This window comes from Psychrobacter sp. ER1, assembly GCF_048631835.1.
In the GTDB taxonomy this organism is placed as follows: Bacteria; Pseudomonadota; Gammaproteobacteria; order Pseudomonadales; family Moraxellaceae; genus Psychrobacter.
In genome coordinates this window covers 2,496,371-2,521,974 of record NZ_CP184640.1, presented here as the reverse complement: position 1 = coordinate 2,521,974, position 25,604 = coordinate 2,496,371, and the positions used below count along the sequence as shown (strand labels likewise).

Below are 25,604 nucleotides of genomic sequence, written 5' to 3'. Positions count from 1 at the left end.
TCAGTTTCTATCATGTCAGCTTCTGTAATGTCTACATCATGGTTCGCAGACTTATTGGCAGTATTGCCATTTATGAGTCCTGATCGAGCGCAGATTGTTATTTCGTCGTTTTGGCCAATGCTCAAAGGCGGTATCTATTACTCGATACCGCTGGCGTTGATCTCATTTGCGATTGGTATGGCCATTGCACTGACAGTGGCATTGATTCGTATCATTCCGCGTGCTACTTGGTTCCATGAAATCATCTATCGGCTCGCTCGTGTCTATGTGTCCGCCATTCGCGGTACACCGATGCTGGTTCAGCTGTTTATTATTTTTTATGGTCTGCCAAGTGTTGGGGTGAAGCTCGATCCCTTTCCCTCAGCGATTATTGCGTTCTCACTGAACATCGGTGCTTATGCATCGGAGACAGTGCGTGCTTCGATTTTGTCGATACCAAAAGGGCAGTGGGAAGCAGGCTCGACGGTTGGCTTGACGTATCTACAGACGTTTCGTCATGTGATTTTACCGCAGGCGCTTCGAGTGTCGGTGCCGCCGTTGTCTAATACCTTTATCAGTTTGGTAAAAGACACCTCGCTTGCCTCATTGGTACTGGTCACTGAACTATTTAAACAAGCGCAGATTATCACAGCTCGTAACTATGAGTTTATGTTGGTCTATACCGAAGCGGCGATTATCTACTGGGGTATTTGTCTGTTCTTGACCTTTATCCAAGGCAAGCTTGAAACTCGGCTAGACCGTTATGTGGCAAAATAAGCTACGTAGTAAAATAAATTATGGCTCAATAGACACGCCCTAGCACAACAGGAATTTTTATGATCAAAGTCACTAATATTCATAAAGCCTTTGGTGGCAATCAGGTGCTAAAAGGCATCGACTTGACCATTAACAAAGGCAAAGTGGTCGTAATATTAGGACCTTCAGGATCGGGTAAAACCACTTTTTGCGTTGCTTAAATGCGCTAGAGATTCCTGATCAAGGTGTGATTGCTTTTGATGACGATAGCTTGAGCGTCGACTTTGCGACTAAGCCAAGCAAAAAAACGCTACTAGCTTTACAGCGTAAGTCAGGTATGGTGTTTCAGTCTTATAACTTGTTTCCACATAAGACAGCCATTGAAAACTTGATGCTTGGGCCTACAGTGGTACAAGGACAGAGCAAAGCGCAAGCCCGTGAGCAGGCACTGGTACTACTTGAGAAAGTTGGACTGTCGGACAAAGCGGATCTCTATCCTTTCCAGCTATCTGGTGGTCAGCAGCAGCGTATTGGTATTGCCCGTGCGCTTGCTATTGAGCCGTCATTGTTACTATTCGATGAGCCAACGTCGGCGCTGGATCCAGAGTTGGTACAGGATGTGCTTGAGACGATGAAGCAGCTCGCCTCTGAAGGTTGGACGATGGTCGTAGTGACTCACGAAATCAACTTTGCCCGCGACGTTGCCGATCATGTTGTACTGATTGAAGATGGTTATGTGGTCGAAGAAGGCAGTGCCAAGCAGCTGTTTGAAGACTCAAAGCATCCTCGTACGCAGGCATTTTTGCAACGTATTGAGCAGTAAAAACGCTTGTTTTTAAGTAAACGAAGAAACAAAAAATCCCCAATCATGACGTCATGGTTGGGGATTTTTTTATCGAAATAAATGGGACGTATCTCAAATGAGCAGATAGTAACACTATGCCTTTGTTCGTTGTTTTAACCAGCGAGGTACGCGAGTGGCGGTACCATTTAACACAGCATTTAATAAAGCCGCCAGCAAAATAAGCGCCACGCCCAAATACTGAATCCAAGACAAAGATTGATGCAGTAACAGCATTGCAAGTGCAATCGCAGTCAATGGCTCGAAAATCGTAAATACCGATGCACGAGTGGCAGGCAGCTTTTCCAATGCCTTCATATATAGCCCAAATGGCACGACGGTTCCCAATAATGACAATCCCAAAACATAGCCCCAAGTCATTAAGGGCAGATCTAATAGCTGCTCATAAGTGTTATAGGTCTCAGGCAAGAGCAGTAGTACGCCAGCACTAATGATAATGGAAGTGAAAAATACCAGAGGGGCAGGGTGAGCGTAATGCATCGCGCGCTTGCCCAGTACACCATATAACGAATAGCACATCCCTGCTGATAGACCGAGTAAAATCCCCCAGTTAACTTTTGCTTGCTCACCTAGCATCGTTAAGCCTACGCCAAACACCGCCATCAATGCTAGTAAAACTGATTTCCGAGTAATAGACTCACTCAGTAAGAACTTCGAAAATAATAAACTAAATACAGGCGCGGTATAGAGTAAGGCAACGGCAGGGCCAGCACCGACATAACTGACCGCAAAAAAATAGCAGACCGACATGCCAAGGACACCTATCAACGACTGCATCGCCAGTCCAAGCCACTGTTTTGGCTGTAATTTGATAAGGTGTGGCCATAGTGTTGGTAGCATGGCTAAAATGATAAAGGCCGCCGTGACGATACGTAATATCGTTACCTGCCAGCCACTAAATCCAATTTGGTTTAGGTAAGTCGAGAATATACCCAACGTACCCCAGCAGATAGCAGCCGTGATGATTTGAATGGTGCCTAGCCATGATTGGTGCGAATGGTTCGTCATTCCGTTGTCGATGTTTGCCATACTGTTTTCTTCTTACGATCTAAGTGACACAAGATGTTGTAAGATTGCTATTGATACAATCTCTCCAAGCAATACTAAAATAAGAAAAGACAACCTGATTAAAGGCTGTCTTTTGTTTGTTCTTTTGAGTCTATCACTAAAAGATAATAAGTGGCTACTAGGTCGTGTGCTAAATTCAATTAATAGTTATTCCAATGGCTCAAAAATGGCTAGCGTTTGCTAAATAACCTAAGTGATATCGAATTATTAACTCATATCATATTCGTGTTCGCGTCATTTTTTCTTTCTACAGTCTCTGTTAATCAATCCATAAAAAGAATGTTTGCTCTCGGAGAGCATTTCGCTGAATAAAGCACACTTTTTCCAATTGGGTTCTTGGTAAATGATCCGTATCAGCCCCGCAGTTTTTTGAGCGCTGTTTTATCCACTGAGTCTGCTCTTTTTTAAGATTAGCCGCCATATCCTCACCGTACAGGCGTCTGACTTCATTTCGCGTTACTCTGTAGCTTTCATTCAATGCTTTATCAGACGTGTTATATATCTGATCAACCAAATCAGCTTGTGAGGCTAATGGCAGATAAGTCTCGTTTTCTTTGTAGGTGGCACTATAGGTATCGACTGTCCATTTACTTCTTATAGATATCTCATGGTTCGAGGTATCTATAAACCCATCAAAATCTTCGCCCTCAAAGGTATAACCCTGAAATCGACACGGGGTCACGCCATCTTTACATAAGCTATGCTTGGTTTCCGCAGAGTAGTATTTGACAGCGTAGGGCGACTTACTAGATTCTGGTGTTGTCTGCAATAGTCGTCCTAAATCGGGAGCGACCAGTAGCATATTGTTGCAAGTAACGCTTCCTTCTGCACATCTCTCATAAAGGTTAAGACGTTGACCTTGGATGTCCATGCCCATGGTAAAGTTTGCCTGTACAGGTGCTACAGCCGAACTGACAGAGGTCATTAGCATTAAGCTTGAGAGCAATGTAGTACGTCTGAGTAAGCTGGATGTATTTAGGCTTGAGCTAGACATGGAGACGGCCATATAGGTTTATACCTGTAGCAAAAAGTTACCTAGCAATCGCTTAGCGCCTTCAGTGGCAAACGACTCAGGATGAAACTGTACGCCTTGGATTGGGTACTCTTTGTGCGCCAGTCCCATAATCTCATCACCAGTCAATGCTGACTCAGCAAAGCTCAATTCAGCACAGCTATCATTGGCGACTACTGAGGTAATCGTCAGACAGCTTGGGATGGTGTCAGCTTTTACCACCAGTGAGTGATAGCGCATGATCTCAAGCTCTTGTGGTAAGCCTTGATAGATACCTGAATTATCATGGCGAATCGATGAGACTTTGCCATGCATCGGCACACTAGCGCGTACCACATCACCGCCAAATACATGAGCAATGCCTTGCATACCCAAGCAAACGCCTAGTAGCGGCACAGTTTTGCCTAGTGTTTCAATCACCTCGCTACAGATACCAAAGTACGCGGGATCGTCAGGGGAGCCAGGGCCAGGTGAAATGATAATTCTATCAAGATTCATCGCTTGCACATCTGCTAGGGTGATTTCGTTATTGCGTTTAACGATGACGCTGGCCTCTTTATCACTGTCTAAGGTTTGCAAAATCTCACCCACATATTGGTAGAGATTGAAGGTAAACGAGTCGTAGTTATCGATAATTAAAACATTCATGGGTCATAAACTCTTTTGTAAAAATAGTGCTAGGTAAAATATGGTCAATTTATGCAGTACTTCTGGTAGCAATTATGATTGCATAAAGCTGTCCAACACGACTTTCATCGCCGACAGTTTACGCTGAATCTCTAAGTACTCATCGGCTGGGTTTGAGTCGTAAACGTTACCGCCGCAAGTTTGGGCGTAGGCAGACTCGCCATTGATAAACAGACTGCGAATAGGAATGGCAAAGATACAATCACCATTAAAATTGAACGAGCCTAATGCACCGCCATAAGCACCGCGACCATCTGGCTCTAGCTCATTAATCACCTTAATGGCTTCTACCTTGGGTGCGCCTGATAGTGTCCCAGCAGGGAAGTTACTGGCAAGGGCACTAAACATGTCTTCGTTAGGATGCAGGATACCAACGATTTCAGAAGAGATATGCTGCACGTGAGAGAAGCGTTTGATATCCATCAAGCTACGTACTTTTACCGTACCAAATCGCGCCACTCGGCCAATATCATTACGATGTAGGTCGACTAGCATATTGTGCTCGGCAATTTCTTTGTCATCGTTGAGTAAGGCGCGGGCAAGCTTACGGTCTTCGATCACATCTGCACCGCGCTTGGCAGTCCCTGCTAGCGGATAGGTTTCCATTTCACCCTGACGCAAGCGGAATAGTAGCTCAGGAGAAGCGCCAATGATGCACTGCTGAGCAAATTTCATAAAATACATATGCGGTGATGGATTGACGGCACGTAGCTTTTCATAAATCGGCATTTTGTCACCGGCAATACGATATTTAGATTTAAAGCCTACCTCGCACTGAAAAATACGCCCAGCGATGATGTCTTCTTTGACTTGCATGACGACATTGGCATGCTCTTCTTGGCTCATACCATCACTTAAAAATTCAACTTTAGGCGCTTCATAGCTGGGCGTTGGCTCATCAAGTAGGGCTTTGATTTGCTCGATGCGATTATTCTGCTGAGCGGTTGGGTAATAAAAGTAGAAGATTTCTCCAGTCATCTTATCTAAGGTCAATCCATCTAAATACACGCCAAACTTAAATGGTTCAAAGTCTTCGCTGGCTTTTGCATTGAGGCTAGGCTCAAAGAAGTTCACGCAGTCATAACCCAAATACCCGACCAGACCACCGCTTTGATCGCGAGCGATGACATGCTGCGGCGTTATGTCACGCAGTAGCTGATAAGGGTTGTCAGTTTGATAATGGCTTGTCTCAGCGGTTTTATTATCGGTAATCGCAAGCGTGTTGCGGTCTAATGCGGCGATAGTCGTCACAGGGTCAAAGCCGATCGCATGATGGCGCGAGATATGGCTGTCTTCACCTAATGATTCGAGCAAATAGCAGGTATCAAACGCGCTTTCGATACGTTTGAATAATGCAAAAAAATCGATATCTTGCGTCAGTTTGATACGTTGTGGTTTGCTCGGGATATCGATAGGAGCAGGCTTGGTCTGTATGCGAGTGCTAGAGGTCATAACAAAGTCCGAAATGGTTCAAATAGGTGTTGATTAATAAGTGTCGACTAATAAGTGTTGATTAATAAGTATAAGTTTCGTCAGTAAAAAGCTAGATAGTATCGTCGTCAGAGGCTAAAAGTGATCTCTATGAGTGGCCAATAACGCGCTGACATCATGGCTTTGCTTGGCCTTGGCACCGCGAGAGACAGTGGCGATACCAACACCTAGCTGCTCAGAGATATCACGCTGGGTGATGCCACGATCTAGCAAGTCAAAAATCCGAATACGATTGGCAATGTCATGCTGTTCTTTATCGGTCAGCAGTGCACTGAGCAGCTTTTCGATATCTGCGCTATCAGTACAGTTGGTCAAATGTTTCACTAAGCTCTGATAAGGATCGATAGTCATAATAGGTAATCTTAGCCAAAGAAAATAGATAAGTCGCTCATCGAGCGATTTTTCGCTGAGAACTATCTTGTTTCAGTATTCTAGTACAGTAGTACAAAAAAAACAAGGGATGAGCTAAGTTAATAGCAGCCTGCTATAGACGTGATGAGTTTGTATGCCTGTCTACATATAGCTTTAATACATAGCCAGAATTATATTGAATGCTATATCTACTGCTAGTGCAGAAGCATTTTTGTGCTCTCTCAGCATATTCAGAGCTAAAACTGAGAATTTATTATATTAATTATTGCCAAAGTGTTAATACTTCGTTATTATGCCTCTCATTATTTAAACGCAAATTATTATCATTAACATTAGTCATGTTATTCGTATGATGAGTCAAGTTTTTCAAGGTATTTAATCTTCTGGTAAGCACTATTTTAAAGATTGTTTGACGACAACTTTTAAAAATAATTCTAAACATTCTAATTTCTGACAGTAAACAAAGTGAGTAAATGTGTTATGCGCGAAGTAAAGTTATCTAGTCAATTGACAGTATTGTCTATCGGTGTCGCCGCTGTATTGTGGACGCAAGCTGCCAGCGCTGCAACGGCAGCAGATATGCCAAACACGACATTGCAGACTATCACTGTAACAGCGAATAGCTCAGTGCATGACGCTGTACAAGAAGACTCTGTCTATATAGATGACTACACCCCAGCTGCACAAGCCAGCCACTTGAATGATTTTCTGGACGTTGTACCAGGGGTAAGCGTGGGCGGTACCTCATCAGTCAACCAACGTATTCGTGTACGTGGTCTTGATGATACCAATCTAAAAGTAACGATTGATGGCGCACGTCAAGAAGGCGCGTTGTTCTACCATATGGGTGACGTCACTATTGATCCAGATCTGCTAAAACAAGCAGAAGTCGCTGTTGGTAATAACTCGGTGACGCTAGGTAATGATGCTCTTGGCGGTGCGGTTGCTTTTGAGACAGTCGACGCGGCAGATTTGCTTAAACCTAACCAAAAAATCGGTGCTAAAGTTAATGTGGGTTATGGTAGTAATAATGACGAACTATTGACTTCAGCTACAGTATTCGCTGCCCCAACTGATAATATTGATCTACTTGCTTACTATGGTAAGCGTGATACTAGTTCGGGTGAAGATGGTAAAGGTCGTGAGCTTTTCGAAGATAGCGAAAGCGAAAATATTCTATTGAAAGCAGGTGCTAATATTGCTGATGCTCATCGCATTGGCGCAAGCTTTAGTCGTACTGAAAAAGATGGTATTTTTCCATTCCGCCCAGACTTTCCTAGCCTGTCCGATGAGCGAATACCGCAAAACATAAGCAGAGATACTTATACACTCGATCATACTTATAATCCTGTAAATCAGCTGATAGATGTTGATACCACCATCTATCAAACAGAGACACAAATATTACGTGATTCTGACAATGTGGGTAATTTTGACTTTGATGCTCAAGTAAAGACTACAGGCGGTAAAGTACAAAACACTAGTATCATCGATAGCAGTATCATCAATGGTGTACCAGGGGTTCATAAGTTAATCGCTGGGGTTGAGCATTACAAGAAAGAATCAGAAATGATTCGTGACGGCGCTGCGGCAGGCAGTGATGAGGCAACCAATACTTCTGTATATTTAGAAGACCAATGGCAAATGGGTAAACTGTCCTTAACGCCAGGTGTGCGCTATGATCGCTACGAATCTCCAGAGTTTGTCTCTGGTGGCAAAACGTATGACAACGTCGTCGGTGCACTGGCTGCCAGTTATGAGATTGCCCCGCGTACCCAAATATTCGCGAGCTATACTCAGTTATTTAACGGTCCAGACTTAAGCCAAACTGTTTTTAATGATGACGGAGCAGAGACTTATGCCAATAAAAATCTAAAAGCGGAAGAAGGTTCTAACGCTGAGGTTGGTATTGCGACGACATTGCGCGGTTTAACGATCGCTAATGATGCTCTGCAATTGAGTGGTAAGTACTTCGTCACTGACATTGAAAACTACCAGCAATTCATCAGAACAGGTGATCGCGCGGGTCGATATGGTCTCAACTGCGACACTGGTGCACGCGGTTCATCGGGCAACTTACAAGATTGCCAAGGTACAATAAACAGCGACGAAGACTACGAAATCAAAGGGGTCGAACTAGCAGCCAATTATACGACTCGTGACTTTGGTATGGGGCTAAGTTATTCGCGTGCTCGTAGCGAAGGTGATAAGACAGGCGATAGTATTCCATCAGTCAGCGGCGGTAGTGCGGACTCGGGTGATCGTTACATGGTAAACTTAAATTATGCACCAACTGATATCGTTGATCTAGGTTGGCGCAGTACTTATGTGTCATCAATTACAGATAATAATCAAGATACTAAGCCAAGCTACGATGTTCACGATATTTTTATGACTTATACGCCAACTCAGATCGAAGGTATTAAAGCGACTTTAGGTGTATACAATATCTTTGATGAAACTTATGCTAACCACTCATCTCGATTAAGCTCAACCAGTGATGCTGCTACTGATTTCGACATGGGACGTAATATCAAAACGTCTTTAACTTATCAGTTCTAATCTAGCTTATCAAATTTAAGTCTAATCGTACTTATAAAGTCAGCTGTCTTATACGGGAGCTGGCTTTTTTACGAGATTTTTGAGAGTGCGATTTATCTAAGAGTAGATGTTAAGTTGCTCGTTTGGTAGAAGGTGAGGCTACCGTATAAATAGCATATGAGTTAAATCGTATGCGAGCACTACGCCAATACTCTAAACAACAGCGAGCTATCATCGAAGCTCATTTATATATCTCAAATTATCAGGAAATGATTGTGAATGAATACGGGCATAGAGTAATCAAACGTCGAAATTCTGAAGCTGACGCATAATGTTTCTAACTGGCCGAACTATCATATTGGAAATATCGACAAGGTTTGACAGGGTAGTGCTTATACAAATGAAACTAGCAGGCCTTTCTATAAAGATATTAAGCATCAATTAAACCGTTAACTAAACCACATATAAGAATGCAAACATTAATGATAATTATTATCATTAATGTTTGCATTCTTATATGTATCTTGCTAAAGTGTGTTTCGTTCATTACAGAACAGTTAATGACCCTTTGCTCTATTCTATTTATAGAGACTTTTTTACGCTAAATATTTAATTCGTTGGCTAATGACAGTTATAGCGTCATCAAACTTTTAACCCTACTTAGTACATACCCTTATTCGTTTACTCTCAATAGCTAAGCCGCTTGGCGATATTTTAGTCATGTTTTTATAACACATATATTTACGGACACGTCTATCCGACAATCGTATGTCAATTTTAGACGTTTATTTATGTGTACTTGCACCGAGAATGCATCCGAAGCATTGCATAAAAAGTGGCTGAAACCATTCACTGACGATGAGATAAACAGGTATTAATGAAATTGTGCGCTTCAAGGAATATTACTTATGTCAAACCAATCAGGTTGCTCTGATTTCTCAGTCATCACTTCTCCAAAAAAACTTCAACGCGTCGTGACTGGTAAGCTTTTACTAAGTATCGCTGTGACTTCTATTCTTAGTAGTACCGCTTTTGCTGCCGAGGGTGATGAGGTAGCTGTGCAAGGGGCGACCGACCAAGAAGCTGTGCCTACAGCTACATTGGATACAATTGTGGTGCGGGCAGCAAGGGACGAGCTAGAACAAGCGGCTGGGCTGTCTATTATTAGTGAAGAAGCCATCGAAAAAGCATCAGTTTCTAATGATATTTCAGAGATTGTACGTAAGATGCCAGGTGTGAATTTGTCGGGTTCTTCAACGTCAGGTCAGCGTGGTAACCAGCGTCAAATTGATTTGCGCGGTATGGGGCCAAACAATACACTTATCTTAATCGACGGTCGTCCTGTCACTTCTCGTAATTCCTCACGACCTAGTCGTGGCAGTGAGCAAGACACGCGTGGTGACTCGCAGTGGGTACCACCAGGCGCTATCGAAAGCATCGAAGTATTGCGCGGTCCTGCAGCAGCTCGTTATGGCTCTGGTAGTATGGGCGGCGTGGTAAATATCATTACTAAGAGCCCGACTGAGCCAGAGTTTTCTATCAGTGGTCACTATGAGGCACCAGAGAGCGATCTAGAAGGCAGTAGCTGGCGTACCAATATCAATATGGCAGGTGCATTGACGGATAAACTGTCCTCGCGTACCACTCTTGGTTATCACGATAGTGAAGGCGATGATCCTTATATCAATGCCAAAGATGCACAGATTGTTGACGGGCGCAGTGGTCCGGCTGCCTCGGTAGCGGCAGGTACTGAAGGTGTCGAAAATATCGATGTGCGCCAATTGTTTGAATACGCGATGGATGCGATGAATACGGTCGGTTTTGAAGTGAATTATAGCCGTCAAGAAAACCGCTGGGCGGGTGATTCATTGTTCCAAACCGTGAACCAAAATTTGTTAGATGAGTTAGAAGGTGAAACAACGAGCAAAATGCAACGCTATGGCGCGGCGATCACACATCGCGGTGAGTATGATGACGCTAGTAGTAACAGTTTCATTGAGTATACTCGGACAGTTAATGAGCGTTTGGGTGAAGGTAGTGCGGGTGGTGGCGAAGGACAGATTGTCATACCTGACGATGGCGAAGATTTTGAGTGGACAGAGGCGACTTACGATACGCTAAATGCCAAATCAGAATGGGATATTTACTTTGATCGTCATACCTTGACTGCTGGTGCAGAGTTTCGCGGCGAAAAGCTAGATAACCCCGTGGTATCTGATTTGGCATTTGCAGATGGTTTTGATTTTGGTGATGTAGAGACCGATCCTGAACAGCGTGATCCAACTTCAGATGCTTATCTTATTGGTGTATATCTAGAAGATAACTACGAGATCACACCTGACTGGTATGTGACTCCAGGTCTACGCTTCGACTATCATAGCGAGGCTGGTAGTAATTGGTCGCCTAGTATCAATACTACTTGGCACTTTAGTCCTGATTGGTCAGTGAAGGCGGGTGTCAGTCGTGCATTTAAAGCGCCATCGCTATACCAGCTTGACCCAAATTATATTTATTACACCAGAGGTAATGGCTGTCCACAATACGTGAAAGATGAAAAAAGAGGTGGAGGGTGTCATGTTTTGGGTAATTCTGATCTAGAAAATGAAACTTCTTGGAACAAAGAGTTGACCTTTACTTATGATGATGGTACTGGATTGAATGCTGGCTTGACTTATTACCACAATGCCTATGATAACCGCATTGGCGCTGGTACGGATCGTGTGGCGGTAGATACGGCGACAGATCGTTCTATCTTTCAATGGGACAATCAAGGTGAAGCAATTGTTGAAGGTTTAGAAGGCTTTGTACAAGTACCAGTCACTGACAATGTAAGATGGTCTTCTAATATCACTGGTAACATCCGCTCTGAGCGTAAAGACAATGGCGAGCCATTATCGCTCATTCCTAAGTTTACTGTAAACACGGGTGTCGATTGGGATATCACGCCTCAGTGGAATGCTGGTTTTGATGTGAGCTACTATGGCACGATTGAAGCCCCAACGATTTCAGCGACGACGGGAGATGATAGTGATGACCCGTTGCTTGATCGCGAGCCGTATGCCATTGCTAACGTGAGCACTCGCTATGATTTGACAAACGCGATTACGGTTGGTGCTGGTGTCAAAAACTTATTTGATACGGGTGTTTATCGTGAGGGTACCGCTACGAATGCTGGTGCACGTACTTTTAATGAGCCTGGCCGTACTTATGTGTTCGACGTTAGCGTTGATTTTTAGGAGGTAGACGCAGAGTTTGTTAAGGTAGAAAAAGGTCTGAGCTATTTGCTTAGACCTTTTGTGTTGTTAGGGCAGGTTTTCATTTTCAAAATAAGCCCATGTCCCCGTAAATATTTTTAATAATTCAATAACTTACTATCACAATATAACAGCAGATTTATTTATGTCATTTAATTTTCGCTATAGCTGTCTTTGGATTCACCGTTATACGGGGCTCGCCATGGCAGTTTTTTTAATTATCACTGGTATTACTGGTACATTATTGGCATTTCATGACGAGCTAGATGATATCTTCAACCATAAACTGGCTCAGGTTGAGAAGCAGAACGCATCACATCTGCCTATTGCTGAGCTTCATGATAAGGTCATCAGTGCGTACCCTCAATATAACTTTTCTAGCATGCCAACTTCGATAGCAGCAGAGAGATCAGCCGTATTTTCGGTAGATAGAGCACGAGGAAAAGCCGCCCAAAACCAACCAAAAGCACCGTTTCAACAAGTTTATGTCCATCCTTATACTGGCGATATCATTGGTACTCGTGATAGAGATGAGTGGGCATGGCACAACACCATGTGGAAAGTGTTTTGGTTACATCGCGATTTATTACTGGGTGACATTGGAAAATTGCTACTAGGGATTGTCGCGCTCGTGTGGACGATTAATTGCTTTATTGGCTTTTACTTAACGTTTCCTAGAGCGATCAAGAAAAAGCACAGAATAAAACCTCGCCTAAAAAACGTGCCTCCTTTTTTAAACGTTGGTTACCAGCGTGGAAAATCCGTACTAAAAGTAATATGTTCAAATTGAATTATGATCTACACCATGCTTTTGGATTATGGCTTTGGGGGATCTTATTTGTCATCGCGTGGTCTAGTGTTGGTTTTAACCTAAGAGAGGTCTATCAACCTGTGATGCACGCTGTCGTAGGGCTTGAAGGAAGGGGTGAGAGACAGGAGAACTCAAGAAAACCATCAGAAAAAGCAGAGCAGGCGTCTGGTGCAGAAACAGCGACTAGGGTTAAGGTTGTAAACAATGAGGTTGTCGATGTCGAGTCTGTTGATGTGGTCAATAAAGCCAATAGCATTGCTTATTTAAGTGAGCAGGCAAACACTGCTGCCCAAAGCAAGGGTATGCTAGTACGAGAGTTTTTAGGCATACGTTGGATTGAGGACGAGGGTCAATGGCAGCTGCGTTTTAAAACAGATAGAGATATCGGTAAAAAGGCGGCGCTTCGTCTATTACCGTCAATGCAAGGACTGGTAGCATCGAGCGTGTAAATTTTGGCTATCAAAGTTCATCATTTGGCAGCAAAGCCGATCAATGGCTATCGACCTTACATATGGGGCATATCAGTCAAGGTATTGGCCATTTGCTGTATCAAATATTTTTAGCATTGATAGGTTTGGCTGTGACAGTGTTGTCTATTACTGGTGTTTATCTATGGTGGAAAGGGCGTCAAAGTCGATTGAAGGCGTTGCAAAAGGGTAGGTAATATTGCCAGATTTCTAAGGTAGGCTTTTAATTCGGTAAATAGCTATGTACTGCATTAAAGGCATGCCCTAGTTATCACTTGAATTGCAAAAATATTGTGTATGCTATCAAGACAGTAAAAATAAAGGAAGAAAATCTCTCACCTAGCATCACCCATTTATGCCATGTATTATTTTCATCGTAGTTCTTTATGTAGTCTACTGAAGAGATGTTTTGAGTAAAATCCATAGGAATAACCACCAATCTTAAAGCATATAAAGTGATTCCTAACCAAAAAAGGTATTTGATATCTCTTTATTTAAAGCATTAAAAATGAATAAGCAAAAGCTAATTACTAAAATTAATATAGATAGATTTTTATAGTTTATCCATCGATGGCTCAATAGGATCTTATGCATCAAAAATTCCTTTTTTCGTCTGCAAAATGCTGTACTTAAACTGCATCAACAATCACTGGACGACCCTGATGATTTAGGACAGTGACATCGACGTTGTATAAATCTTTCATCGTCTCTTTAGTAATAACATCAGCAGGGCGACCAACAGCCGTCACTTCTCCTGCTTTCATCGTAACTACTGTATCTGCAAACTGTGCCGCTTGGTTGATATCATGCAGGACGATTACCACGGTTTTTTGCTGATTGTGGCTAAGCTGACGCAGCTCACGCATCAGCCGACCAGCATGATACATATCTAGGTTGTTCAGTGGCTCATCGAGCAATAGATAGGGTGTATCTTGGCAGACAATCATAGCGATCAGCACGCGTTGCCGTTGCCCACCAGACAATGTTGACAAGAAGCGCTCGGCTAATGGCTCAAGCTCAAAGCGTTCAAGGATTTCCTGTACTTTTTGCTGATCGTCAGCAGTTGGTTGTCCTTGATGATAGGGATAACGACCAAACATCAGTAGCTCATGTACGCGCAGGCGTCCTTGTACATGATTGTCTTGCCCAAGCATCGCGACAGTCTTTGCCAGTGTCCGTGCCTGACAGCTGACAATATCACGCTCTTCATTATCTACAGCGAAGCTCACCTGCCCAGATTGTAGCGGCTGCAAACGGGCCATGACAGAAAACAACGTAGACTTTCCAGCACCGTTAGGCCCAATCAAAGCAATTACCTGCGCCGTTGGTAGGGACAACGTAATGTCATGCAAGATTTGTTGTTTGCCAATATGGTGAGAGATATTATTTAGTTTAATCATAGTCAGTCTTATTTAAAAAAGTCTTAGGGTTTTCTCTATCAACAGCATCAGCTAAATAAACAATGTCGGCTAAGTAGTTATAACGAACGACGTTGAGACATAAATATCAATGCTAAGAACATCAATCCGCCTGCTAGCTCTATCACCACTGACAATACGCCTGCCATATCTAACACTTGCTCAAAGATAGTCTGACCCAGCACTAAGCAAATCATAGCAACCAAGCTGACCAATATCAGCCGCTCAGTGTGATACATATGTCGCGCGATACGATTGGTCAATGCGCAAACCAATAAACCAAAGAAAGTCACTGGACCGACCAGTGCAGTGGCCGTGGCAACCAATACAGCGATGACAGTTAATAGACCAAATGCCAGACGTTGATAGTTGATACCAAGGTTGACGGCCTGTGCTTGTCCGAGCATCAATACATCGCACTGATAACGCCAGCGCCACACAAATATCGCAGTGATGGCACAGATAAATAAGCTGATACCTAGTAGCTGAGGGTTGACCGTATTGAACTGCGCGTAGCTGGCAGACTGTACGACCACAAAATCATCAGGGTTTATCAGTCGTGCAATGAGTGCTGATAAGCTGCGAAACAACACGCCAAAGATAACGCCCACCAATATTAGCCGTGTCAGATCCTGACTGCTTTTAGAAAATAATAACTTAAACAATAATAAAGATGCCCCAAACATCAGGACAATCTCTAACGTGAACTTGGCAATAGGATCGAGACTGGTAAAGCTAATCGCACCTAAAAAGAAAACCAGTAAGCTCTGCAACAGAACATAGAGTGAGTCAAACCCAAGTAGGGAGGGCGTTAGAATTGGATTGTGAGTCAACGTCTGAAACAGTAGCGTCGACACGCCAATCGCATAGCCAACCACCATTAGTGCCAACAGTTTTTTGCCGCGTAATGGTAGTGCAAAGTCCCAATAGCCATTGACATTGAGTGTCATAAACAAGGTCATCGAGATAAGTAGAATAATAGCTGCTATGGATTTTGGATGGGCAGCTATCCATGCCCAAAGCTTTGCCAAATGACCTTGTGCAGCGGCTGAATACTGACCATCTGCTGAAGATGAATTATTTACCGCTGTGCTGGTTCTGGTAGCATCAGTCTTGGTGGAAGTAAGCTTAGTTGATGAGAACATACAAAAATCCTATGGTGCCAAGCTTATCTAATAAGGCAAAAAATGAACGACGGTAAGCGAGTGTTGAAAATTAATACATAGTTAGTGAACATGGTGCTACTGCTCAGCTGGCGCACGTAATAACAGCCATAAAAACAGCACCGTACCAACCACACCAAAAATAGTGGCGACCGGTACTTCAAATGGATAGCGAATAGAGCGCCCGATAATATCGCATAGCAGTACGGCTGAAGCACCAAGTAGGGCCACTGCTGGCAAGCTGCGACGCAACTTATCTCCCATTAGACGGCTCACAATGTTTGGTACGACCAGCCCAATAAAAGGAATCATGCCCACAGTCACGACCACGACAGCGCTCATCATGGCTACCATACCCACGCCAATCCAAGTGACTTGACGCTTACTAATACCCAAGTTTAAGGCGATATTGTCACCCAAACCAACGATGGTCAGCTTGTCAGCAATAATATAAGCCAGCACACACAGTCCACCCGTGAGCCACAACAGCTCATAGCGCCCTGCCAATACGCCCGAAAAATCCCCAAACTGCCAAACACTCAGCATCTGTAGTGATTCGGTTTGATAGGCGATAAAGGTAGTGACGGCTTCAATAATGCCGCCAAAGACAATGCCAATCAGTGGAATCATCAAAAAATCAGTGGGCGGAATGCGGTGAATGAGCAGCATAAATAGCATCATGCCAAAAACGGCAGCGATGGTTGCCACGCCCATTTTTACAATGAGCGCACTGGCAGGGAACAGCAGACTGACCACTAGCAAACCAAGTGCAGCACTCTGAGTTGCACCAACCATAGATGGCTCTACAAAGCGGTTTTTTAGTACTACTTGGATAATCATCCCAGCCACTGCCATAGCAATACCAGTCAAGATAATGGCGATGGTACGCGGTATACGGCTAACCAATAACAATGAGCTATCGGAGTTGGCACTCTGAGTCAGCAGGCTCTGCAAGATACCTGACCACGAAAAGTCAGCCACACCAATAGATAAGCTCAATAACACCAAAAGCCCCATAAGAATGAGGCTTGCTGTATTGATGAACCACGGTGGTATGACAGTACGTCGATGTAACGCATTGCCAGTACCGCTTTGCCAGCTTGACGCTGATGGAGCAGTACTGGATTTGAGCCTAGCATGAGTACGGTGTGAAAATAACGACATAATCTCTACTGGCTTAAAAATGAGCAGGGTTAACGGTAATAATTACCTACTTGAGCAATAATATTTTTTATAAGCAACGACGTTATTTAGCGTTAGTAAAAGCATCTTTGATCGTCGTTAGATCCTGCATCCACTGGTAGTAACCGCCAAATGCTAAGTAAGAGTCTGGGCTCAAATAAACCACTTGCTGCTTACTCCATGCATTGCTCTGGGCAACCAGTGGATTGTCTAATACGGCCTTGGCACCAATACCGTCTTCACCAATTGCAGCACTACGGTCGATGACAAATAACCAATCAGGATTGGCTTTTTGGATGTATTCAAACGATATCGGCTGACCATGAGGCGCATCGGCAATTTTGTCATCTGCCATTGGTACACCTAACACAGTATGGATAAAACCATAGCGAGACTTGTCACCATAGGCTGACATTTTGTTGCCATTGACCATGACGACTAGGCCAGTGCCTTTATTTTCTTTTGTTAGATTCTTGGTCTCAGTGATGAGTCCATCGATGTTCTGTTGTAGCTTAGCGGCTTGATCGCTTTTACCGAACAGTGCACCTAGATCATGCAGGCGCTGCTTGCTTGATTCGTAAATGTTAGCTGTATCAATACTCATGTCCAATGTCGGCGCGATACTTGATAGCTCGTCGTATTTTTCTGCCATGCGTGAACCGACCAAAATAGCTTGCGGTTGCATTGCATTCAACGCTTCAAGATCCGGCTCAAACACAGTACCTACCGATTTTGGATCAGGCTGTGTTTCTGAATGTAGATTCTTTAGTAATAGGCCACCAGGCATACCATCGACCGCCACATCTAGCGCGGCCAAGTCTTGCATCAATGTCATGTCATAGACGACAAGTGGCGATGGGTTCATAGCCAGCTCAACATCACCTTTTACAGTATTGACCATGATTTTCTCAGCAGATACAGCGTCGTTATTAGCAACGTTCTGTGATTCATCAGCCGTTGGGTTTTCAGTTTTGGCGTCTGCTGGCTCAGAGTCATTAGATTCAGGCGAGCTACATCCTGCCACTACCGTAGCTAATAACGCTGTCATGGCAGCAGTCAATAATGGACGTTTGAAAAAAGAGGCGGTAGGTCTGCTAGATAATAAAGGTGTCGGCATAATGAACTCGGTCTATCAAAAAATGTTTAAGCAATTGTCTAAAATAATTGCAGATGAATGATGCTAAAAATATTAAGTCTGAAAGATGCTTGAGATAAAAAGCATAAAATAAATAGTCTACTTAGTACCAATTACTAACTTTTTATACGAATAGTTTTTATAAAAATAGTATGAGTAGACAGCACAGCCGTTATAATAAAGTAGTTGAGACTCATTATCAATATAAATGATAATGGTTTTTATTAACAGTACTTGTTATATTAAACGCAACGTATCATTTGATGAAAAATAAGGTTCATAGTAGTGAGGCATGAAAGTAGGCAACGTTCATGAAAATGAGCGTTGTGATATGTAAAACCAATAAGCAATGTCAAGTATCAGAGATGTATTAAATAGCGAAAATATTGTAAATTATTATTGATAATAATTATCGTTTGCATTATTATCTACGCCATTCTACTCTGAGTAATAAACATTAGGCTGTTATGAGTTCAACGGATTTAGACGCGCCACCACTTAAGTCGTTATTGCTAGCTATTGTTGCAGTCTTAGGACTCCATGTGCTTGCCGCAATTGCACTAGTGGCAATAAAAACGCCTGAACTTAAACCTGAGCCAAAAAAGAGATGTCACCACTTGAGATAAAGTTTGTGTCATTACCGGCAAAAACGGTCTCAACTGAAGTAGAAAAACAAACAGTCACGGCCAAAAAAGAAGTACCGCCTGAGGTGCAAGTTCAGCCAGCGCCGCAACCTGAACCAAAGCCTAAAGAGCCGGTTAAACAACCAACAGAGACCCCAGTAAAACCAAAAGAGCCTGTTGTAAAAAATATAGAGCCGAAAGTGACGCCTGTGATAGCGTCAGAAAAGCCTCGTCCTGATACCAGTCAAAAAGTAGCCCCAAAAGAGCCGCTACCGAAACCAAAGGTTGATAACTCAGCAGCCGAAGCACAACGTCAAGCAGCTGCCCAAGCTGAATCAGAGCGACAAGCTAGAAAAGCTGAGCAAGAAGCACAAGCTAGGGCAGAGCAAGAAGCCAAAAGAGTCGCTGATGCCAAAGCTGCCGCTCAAGCGAAGGCTGCCGCAGAGGCCGCCGCTGCACAAGCAAGAGCTGAGGCAGAAGCAGCAGCTGCTTTAGCACAGAGTAATGAGCCTGTGAGCTTTACTGCCAGCTCAGCCAACTGGGCATCTGCGCCAAACTTTAGTTTCCCTGAGCGCGCCGCACGTAGAGCCCGTTCTGGTGATACGCTCAACGTTGTCTTGGTATTGCGAGTCAACAAACAAGGCGGCATCGATAACGTGCGAGTGGCTCAATCATCAGGTAATCCGCTAGTAGACAAAGAAGCCCGACGTCAAGTGCGATCTGGCAAGTTCAAACCCTTTACTAAGAATGGCGTACCCGTGGTAGGTGATGTAACTCTACCGATCAGTTACGCGGTTCCTTGATAGTTCATACTTTATAACAACGTATTTATTAATCATTTTTCATTATAAAACTAAACATGATATTTACCTCAGTATCATGTAATGGCATTACACATTAAGGAGTCTGACATGGACTTTATGCAATACTGGCAGATCAGCGACATGGTGACAAAAACGTTGTTCTTTTTGTTGCTTGCGTTATCTATTCTCTCTTGGGTGACAGGTATCGTCCGCGTATTGCAAAGCCGTAAGCTGGCGACCAATGTAGCAGATGATTTGAGTCAGCAATTACAAGCCAAACAGTCTGACTTGGCTGGTACTGATGCTGCCACTCGCCGCTTGGTGACTGAGCAGACTTTGCTCAAGCATATCGGTCGCTATCGCTTTGCTAGTGAGCGCGGTCTGCCGATTCTTGGTACGACGGCAGCGATTGCACCGTTCATCGGCTTGTTTGGTACGGTATGGGGTATTTTCCATGCCTTGCACAATATCGGTATGAGTGGTCAGGCAGGATTGGGGCAGGTTGCAGGGCCAGTCGGTGAAGCTCTAATTATGACAGGTCTTGGTATTGCAGTAGCGATTCCAGCTGTGGTGTTTTATAACCTTGCAGTACGTATCAATCGCCGCATAATGTATCAAGCCAACGATAGAGCGCATGATTTATTGGCGCAATCAACGGGTCTTGTGGATACTACCAAGGTAACCGCGAGCCATGCTGCTAGCGCCTCACAAGTGCACGCTGCACCAAGCAGTCGTTCAACGACGAGCGAGACTCAGCATACCAATAACTACAGTAATTCTGTGCCAAAGCAGCTATAGATAGTGTTGATCTTGCAAGCATTAAATCTGCCAGCGCTAGGTCTGTAAAGGCTCAAACGACAGGTCAAAAAACGGCTTGGCTGTGTGAAAATAACCAAAAGCATTGAGAGTAACTATGGCATTTCAATTGGGTGATGATGACGTACGAAGCATGGATGAGATGAACCTCATTCCGCTGATCGATATCATGCTGGTATTGATGATTATATTTTTATTGACAGCGACCGTGCTGAATCCGACGGTGCCTTTAGATTTGCCAGAGACTAGTGCCGCGCTCAATGAAACGCCGCCAGAAGCGATCCAAGTCAGCATTGATAAGGACGCGGGAATATTCTGGGATAGCGACCCAATCAGCATGGAAGAGTTAGAGACACGCTTGCAGCAACAAGGCGCGACTGGTAAGAATCCAGCAGTACAGTTACGTGCAGATAAAGAAGGCAAGTACGATACGGTTGCTCAAGTTTTGGCAGCGGCAAGTAACGCTGGACTGACCAAAATCGCATTTGTGAATGAGTAGCTTAGTCGCTAAATACTGAATAACTTAAGCATTGAATAGTTTAAGCACTGTGAGTTAGTACTAGTAGCTTTAACTTTATATGAGAAAACTGGCTAGATAAATCAATAGCCCAACCAGCAAGACAACCAACACCGCTATAATAAAAACAATTAAAATAATAAAATTTTCTCCAACCTCATTAACTACTTAAACCTCAAATTAAGTCGTTAGTGAGGTTTTCTTTTTTACCAGCCGTAGCCAAATGGACGATAGCCGTAACCAAAACCTGCATGTCTGTAGCCAAATGGGTAAGGTGAGCGTAAGTAGTCGAGATCGCGTTGACGGATATAGTAGTAGCGCCCTTGAGAGTAAGCTTCTTCTAACTTCTCAATACCTTCTAACGGACAGACAGGTTGCCAGTCATAGCCTTCGCGACCGAGCTTATAAGCGTTCAGCTCGGTACAGTAGTTTTTGAGGCCTTGTTGACGGCCTTGCTCCCATTGGATACGGTTAGGGCTAGCACCGCCTATACTGGCGCAGCTATTGGTATAGTGACCAAAGTAGGCACCTGAACGCCCTTGCGAACCATCAGCGTAGCCAACTTCTTGCCAGTTACTGCTTTGACACTGCTGCGGGGTTAGGCTCTGAGTCGTGGCACAGCCTGATAATGTCAGTACGACCGCGCCAAGTAGCGATAGGCTCATGCCTGCTTTGCTCATGACTTTACTTGTCAGCTTGCGAGCGTGATAAGCGCCCGATGAGTTTGACTCAATAAGATAATTCATAATAAACCTGCGCGCGTTTAAAATTATGGTTTATCATAGCACTTTTTTGAACTGACCACTTTTCGTATCTGGTTTTTATAGCGTACTGTGATCAGTAAGTTTGTATACGCTAAATAGCTGATTTAATAGCGTAACTTGCTAAATTGTCATATGCTTTAAAAGCACTCGTTGCACCGCGATTGGACGACAACGCTTGATTTTTAACGGTTCGTGCTCATTATAAGCCCTTATATATAGTTGTTTATTATCGTGCTAACCGCAAGTCTGTACGTACTACTTTATAAGCATCGGTTCACTAGCGATATTTACCTCTATATCTCTTAGTATTTTTTCATTTAGTCAAAAGGCCAGACCATCATGGGAACATTGATTGGCGTTATCATTGTACTATTCGTATTAGGGAGTATGATGGCGCTCAAACCGAACGGTATCGATCAGCGTTTGGATAAGCTACGTATGACCGCGCGTCGTTTACAGCTCAATCCAAAACTCGTTTCGTGCCCTGATTGGATCAAAGGCCGTGACAATGAGTATGGCCGCGGTATGCTTGGACAGTACTGCCTGATATTTGAAGACACTAAACTGCCGCATACCCGTTATCAAGTGATTGATGGACAGTGGCGACCAGACAGCAGTTTTGTCGATACCAGTACAGACGATAAGACGCTTACTATTCCCAGTGCGATTCGTTCTAGTCAAATCAGCAATAATCCGACGGTCAAAAAGACTGATTTTAGCTTGGATCAAGTGCCGTTAGAGCTGCCAGTAAGTATCGAGCCGTTTGTTAAAGGTCTATTGACCAAGGCCAACAGCATTATTATTTATTGGGAAGATATTGCTTATGTACGTCCAGCATCTAACCCAACGTACCATCAAAAACGGATCGAAGCGGACTTATTAGTGCTCAAAGAAAACCTTGAGAAATGGGCGCTACAGATGCAAAAACAAGCATAAACCTAGTAAAGCGTTTTTTCGTCTCCATTAAAGGGCAATATGCAAGCGGTTTGTCATATTCAAATTATTTAAAGTTGACAGTTTAACGCTTAGCAGTGTAACGTCTTTATAACTATATCTTTATTTTATGGTTATTATTTGTTTTATAACCTTTTTTATCAGCAGCGATTATTACTATAAATAGCTAAACCATGGTCAAACCATGAGTATCTGCTTCCATAAATTGCTGTGCTGCTGAATTTAAACTTACTTTTAATTTACTTATATTATGGTGTCGTCAAACATGGCAAAAACCACAACCAAAAAAGTCCAGTACCAGCTGCTGACAGCCCAAAGGGTAAGTCTTTGGTGATCGTAGAATCACCAGCCAAGGCAAAAACGATTAATAAATACCTTGGTGATGACTTTATTGTACGCTCAAGTATCGGTCACGTCCGTGATTTGCCGGTCAGTGCGAGCAAAAGCGCAAAGAAAGCAACGACCGCTAAAAAAGATGACAGTCTGACCAAAGAAGAAAAAGCGCAACAAGCACTGGTACGCCGCATGGGTGTAGATCCAGAGCATGACTGGGCGGCAGTTTATGAAGTACTGCCAAACAAAACCAAAGTCATCAAAGAGCTCAAAGCACTAGCCAAAGACGCTGACAAAATCTATCTAGCAACGGATATGGATAGAGAAGGGGAAGCGATCGCTTGGCATTTAAAAGAAGTCATCGGTGGCCCTGATAGCAAGTATCAACGTGTGGTCTTTAACGAGATTACCAAGTCAGCTATTCAAAGTGCATTTAAGCAGCCTTCGAAATTAGACATTGACCGCGTGAACGCGCAGCAAGCGCGTCGGTTCTTGGACCGTGTTGTTGGCTTTATGGTATCGCCATTATTATGGCAAAAGATTGCTCGCGGACTGTCGGCAGGTCGTGTACAGTCAGTTGCCATGCGCTTGGTCGTCGAGCGTGAGCATGAGATTCGCGCGTTCATTCCAGAAGAGTACTGGCAGATTCATGCTGATACGCACATTGCTAATGGAAAAAAGACGCTGAGCAAATCGGTATACGCTTAGAGGCGACCAAACAAGGCGGCAAAACCCTAAAGCTTGGTAATAAAGAGCAGACCGATAAAGTGTTAGAGGTGCTCAAGGCAAGCGACTTTATTGTTAAAGAGCGTGAAGAAAAACCAACGCAATCACGTCCAAGCGCGCCATTTATTACTTCGACCTTGCAGCAGGCTGCTAGCACGCGCTTAGGATTCTCTGTTAAAAAACCATGATTTTAGCGCAGCGTCTATACGAAGCCGGTCATATTACTTATATGCGTACCGATTCGACATTCTTATCAGGCGATGCACTTGCAGCTGTCCGTGGTCATATCGAAGACAGTTATGGCGCAAAATACGTACCAGAAAAACCAAACTTCTATGGCAATAAACAAGGCGCACAAGAGGCGCATGAAGCGATTCGTCCTTCTAATGTCAATATGAAGTCAACGCAGCTCAAAGGTGTTGAGCGTGATGCAATACGTCTATACGAGCTAATCTGGCGTCAATTTGTGGCGTGTCAGATGTTACCTGCCAAATACCTGTCAGTGAACCTGTTTGTAGGCGCAGACGATATCGAGCTAAAAGCCCGTGGTCGTACCATGGTATTTGATGGCTACACAAGAGTCATGCCACCAGCCAAGACTGACGACACCTTACTGCCTGATGTCAAAAAAGGCGATAAGTTAAATCTAGATAAGCTAGATCCGAGTCAACACTTTACTAAGCCTGCGCCTCGCTATACAGAAGCTAGCCTAGTAAAAGAGCTTGAGAAAAAAGGCATCGGTCGTCCATCGACGTATGCCTCAATTATCTCAACCATTCAAGATCGCGGCTATGTAAAGCTTGAGAATAAGCGTCTGTTTGCTGAAAAAATGGGTGATATCGTTACTGATAGATTGACGGCTAGCTTCCCAGACTTAATGGATTATACCTTTACTGCTGCGCTTGAAGATAAGCTCGATCATGTGGCAGAAGGTAATCAAGATTGGAAAGATGTGCTTGATAATTTCTATGGTGAGTTTAAAACCACTCTAGAGCGTGCCAAAGAAAAAGACGGCATGCGTCCAAACGATCCGACTGACGTGCCAGATGTCCATTGTGATATCTGTGATCGTCCGATGCAGTTGCGCACAGGGTCAACAGGCGTATTCTTAGGCTGTACTGGCTACAATCTACCGCCAAAAGAGCGCTGTAAAGGCACCAAAAATCTAATGCCAGTCGAAGCATTCGCCAATCTAGATGATGCGGAAGGTGATGACGAAGCGGCAGAAGTTAAAGATTTGATGGAGAAAAACGCTGTCCGAAATGTGGCACGGCGATGAATGGTTACATCGTAGATGGTGGTCTCAAACTACACATTTGCGGTAACAACCCTGATTGCGATGGTTATATACTAGAAGAAGGCAAGTTTGAAGTTCCTGGCTCAGATGCACCAACTATTGACTGTAACAAGTGCGATGGGCAGATGGAGCTTAAAACAGGACGCTTTGGTCCGTATTTTGCTTGTCAAAACTGTGATAATACGCGTAAAGTACTAAAAACAGGCGAAGCAGCGCCGCCACGTATGGATCCAATCCATCTGCCAGAGCTAAAGTCGACCAAGCACGATGATTATTTCATTTTGCGTGAAGGGGCGGCTGGGATGTTCTTAGCAGCGTCTAAGTTTCCAAAAGTGCGCGAGACACGTCCGCCAAAGCTGGCTGAACTACGAGAAATCAAAGACAAGATGGAAGACAAGTTCCAGTATCTGTTTGCAGGGCCAGATGAAGATCCTGAAGGTAACCCAACCATCTTGCGCTGGTCACGTAAGAAAAAGAGCAGTATATCGGCTCTGAGAAAAACGGCAAGGCCACACGTTGGGGTGTTTACTGGCGGAAAGGTGAATGGATAGAGGAATAACTATTGTGAAGTCC

General features: G+C 43.8%; 20 protein-coding genes and 2 pseudogenes. 12 read left to right on the top strand and 10 right to left on the bottom strand.

What is annotated here, in order from left to right; translation table 11 throughout:
* Window positions 1-72 precede the first annotated feature (72 nt).
* Together ACOBWA_RS11680 and ACOBWA_RS11675 are read left to right on the top strand one after the other, a co-directional pair.
* Entirely contained in the window at window positions 73-756 is a 684-nt protein-coding gene (locus tag ACOBWA_RS11680) for an amino acid ABC transporter permease (protein WP_179797881.1), read from the top strand.
* Between the two features lie 59 nt (window positions 757-815).
* A pseudogene (locus ACOBWA_RS11675) lies at window positions 816-1,558 on the top strand (amino acid ABC transporter ATP-binding protein).
* A 114-nt stretch (window positions 1,559-1,672) separates the two neighbouring features.
* Here ACOBWA_RS11675 and ACOBWA_RS11670 read toward each other — a convergent pair.
* The 5 genes from ACOBWA_RS11670 to ACOBWA_RS11650 form a co-directional block, all read right to left on the bottom strand.
* On the bottom strand, window positions 1,673-2,626 hold the full coding sequence (locus ACOBWA_RS11670) for a DMT family transporter (protein ID WP_420229445.1): 954 nt from the start codon (window positions 2,624-2,626) through the stop codon (window positions 1,673-1,675).
* A gap of 298 nt (window positions 2,627-2,924) precedes the next feature.
* Window positions 2,925-3,659 carry a lysozyme inhibitor LprI family protein gene (locus ACOBWA_RS11665; protein ID WP_185156593.1) on the bottom strand — a complete coding sequence of 245 codons (735 nt, stop codon included), beginning with the start codon at window positions 3,657-3,659 and terminating at the stop codon, window positions 2,925-2,927.
* Window positions 3,660-3,677: 18 nt separating this feature from the next.
* Window positions 3,678-4,325 carry an anthranilate synthase component II gene (locus ACOBWA_RS11660; protein WP_179797784.1) on the bottom strand — a complete coding sequence of 216 codons (648 nt, stop codon included), beginning with the start codon at window positions 4,323-4,325 and terminating at the stop codon, window positions 3,678-3,680.
* Window positions 4,326-4,397: 72 nt separating this feature from the next.
* Window positions 4,398-5,816 carry an anthranilate synthase component I family protein gene (locus tag ACOBWA_RS11655; RefSeq protein WP_420229444.1) on the bottom strand — a complete coding sequence of 473 codons (1,419 nt, stop codon included), beginning with the start codon at window positions 5,814-5,816 and terminating at the stop codon, window positions 4,398-4,400.
* A gap of 114 nt (window positions 5,817-5,930) precedes the next feature.
* On the bottom strand, window positions 5,931-6,206 hold the full coding sequence (locus ACOBWA_RS11650; protein ID WP_420229443.1) for a Trp family transcriptional regulator: 276 nt from the start codon (window positions 6,204-6,206) through the stop codon (window positions 5,931-5,933).
* Window positions 6,207-6,707: 501 nt separating this feature from the next.
* On the opposite strand from ACOBWA_RS11650, the gene ACOBWA_RS11645 reads away from it, so the two are divergent.
* The 5 genes from ACOBWA_RS11645 to ACOBWA_RS11625 all read left to right on the top strand — a co-directional run bounded on the left by ACOBWA_RS11645 (window position 6,708) and on the right by ACOBWA_RS11625 (window position 13,497).
* Window positions 6,708-8,789, top strand: a complete 2,082-nt coding sequence (locus tag ACOBWA_RS11645; RefSeq protein ID WP_420229442.1) for a TonB-dependent receptor domain-containing protein — start codon at window positions 6,708-6,710, stop codon at window positions 8,787-8,789.
* An 887-nt stretch (window positions 8,790-9,676) separates the two neighbouring features.
* The gene (locus ACOBWA_RS11640) at window positions 9,677-12,004 is read left to right on the top strand and encodes a FepA family TonB-dependent siderophore receptor (protein WP_420229441.1); all 2,328 of its coding nucleotides are present in this window, start codon (window positions 9,677-9,679) and stop codon (window positions 12,002-12,004) included.
* Between the two features lie 220 nt (window positions 12,005-12,224).
* Complete coding sequence (locus ACOBWA_RS11635; protein WP_420229440.1) at window positions 12,225-12,812, top strand: PepSY-associated TM helix domain-containing protein; 588 nt, start codon at window positions 12,225-12,227, stop codon at window positions 12,810-12,812.
* Window positions 12,800-13,282 carry a PepSY domain-containing protein gene (locus ACOBWA_RS11630; protein ID WP_420229439.1) on the top strand — a complete coding sequence of 161 codons (483 nt, stop codon included), beginning with the start codon at window positions 12,800-12,802 and terminating at the stop codon, window positions 13,280-13,282. Before ACOBWA_RS11635 ends, ACOBWA_RS11630 begins: the two co-directional genes overlap by 13 nt.
* A gap of 62 nt (window positions 13,283-13,344) precedes the next feature.
* The gene (locus ACOBWA_RS11625) at window positions 13,345-13,497 is read left to right on the top strand and encodes a PepSY domain-containing protein (protein ID WP_261863866.1); all 153 of its coding nucleotides are present in this window, start codon (window positions 13,345-13,347) and stop codon (window positions 13,495-13,497) included.
* Window positions 13,498-13,929: 432 nt separating this feature from the next.
* Here ACOBWA_RS11625 and ACOBWA_RS11620 read toward each other — a convergent pair whose 3' ends face one another.
* From ACOBWA_RS11620 to ACOBWA_RS11605, 4 genes are all read right to left on the bottom strand, one after another.
* Window positions 13,930-14,700: an ABC transporter ATP-binding protein gene (locus ACOBWA_RS11620; protein ID WP_414559251.1), complete on the bottom strand. Its 771-nt coding sequence runs from the start codon at window positions 14,698-14,700 to the stop codon at window positions 13,930-13,932.
* A gap of 77 nt (window positions 14,701-14,777) precedes the next feature.
* Window positions 14,778-15,863 carry an iron chelate uptake ABC transporter family permease subunit gene (locus ACOBWA_RS11615; RefSeq protein ID WP_101211979.1) on the bottom strand — a complete coding sequence of 362 codons (1,086 nt, stop codon included), beginning with the start codon at window positions 15,861-15,863 and terminating at the stop codon, window positions 14,778-14,780.
* Between the two features lie 96 nt (window positions 15,864-15,959).
* The gene (locus ACOBWA_RS11610) at window positions 15,960-17,045 is read right to left on the bottom strand and encodes an ABC transporter permease (protein ID WP_413772503.1); all 1,086 of its coding nucleotides are present in this window, start codon (window positions 17,043-17,045) and stop codon (window positions 15,960-15,962) included.
* 82 nt (window positions 17,046-17,127) lie between these two features.
* On the bottom strand, window positions 17,128-18,180 hold the full coding sequence (locus ACOBWA_RS11605; RefSeq protein ID WP_420229438.1) for a siderophore ABC transporter substrate-binding protein: 1,053 nt from the start codon (window positions 18,178-18,180) through the stop codon (window positions 17,128-17,130).
* A 625-nt stretch (window positions 18,181-18,805) separates the two neighbouring features.
* Here ACOBWA_RS11605 and ACOBWA_RS11600 point away from each other — a divergent pair.
* The 3 genes from ACOBWA_RS11600 (at window position 18,806) to ACOBWA_RS11590 (ending at window position 20,939) form a co-directional block, all read left to right on the top strand.
* Complete coding sequence (locus ACOBWA_RS11600; RefSeq protein WP_420229437.1) at window positions 18,806-19,624, top strand: energy transducer TonB; 819 nt, start codon at window positions 18,806-18,808, stop codon at window positions 19,622-19,624.
* A 108-nt stretch (window positions 19,625-19,732) separates the two neighbouring features.
* A complete protein-coding gene (locus tag ACOBWA_RS11595; protein WP_101205179.1) occupies window positions 19,733-20,422 on the top strand; it encodes a MotA/TolQ/ExbB proton channel family protein in 690 nt (229 codons plus the stop codon).
* Between the two features lie 115 nt (window positions 20,423-20,537).
* Window positions 20,538-20,939 (top strand): ExbD/TolR family protein, encoded by a 402-nt coding sequence (locus ACOBWA_RS11590; RefSeq protein ID WP_025651314.1) that lies wholly within the window; start codon window positions 20,538-20,540, stop codon window positions 20,937-20,939.
* Window positions 20,940-21,163: 224 nt separating this feature from the next.
* Here ACOBWA_RS11590 and ACOBWA_RS11585 read toward each other — a convergent pair whose 3' ends face one another.
* Complete coding sequence (locus ACOBWA_RS11585; RefSeq protein ID WP_420229436.1) at window positions 21,164-21,703, bottom strand: DUF2799 domain-containing protein; 540 nt, start codon at window positions 21,701-21,703, stop codon at window positions 21,164-21,166.
* A gap of 357 nt (window positions 21,704-22,060) precedes the next feature.
* On the opposite strand from ACOBWA_RS11585, the gene ACOBWA_RS11580 reads away from it, so the two are divergent.
* Together ACOBWA_RS11580 and topA are read left to right on the top strand one after the other, a co-directional pair.
* Window positions 22,061-22,657, top strand: a complete 597-nt coding sequence (locus ACOBWA_RS11580) for a hypothetical protein (protein WP_179797808.1) — start codon at window positions 22,061-22,063, stop codon at window positions 22,655-22,657.
* Between the two features lie 255 nt (window positions 22,658-22,912).
* Window positions 22,913-25,590, top strand: a pseudogene (gene topA / locus ACOBWA_RS11575) (type I DNA topoisomerase).
* The last annotated feature ends 14 nt before the right edge of the window (window positions 25,591-25,604 follow it).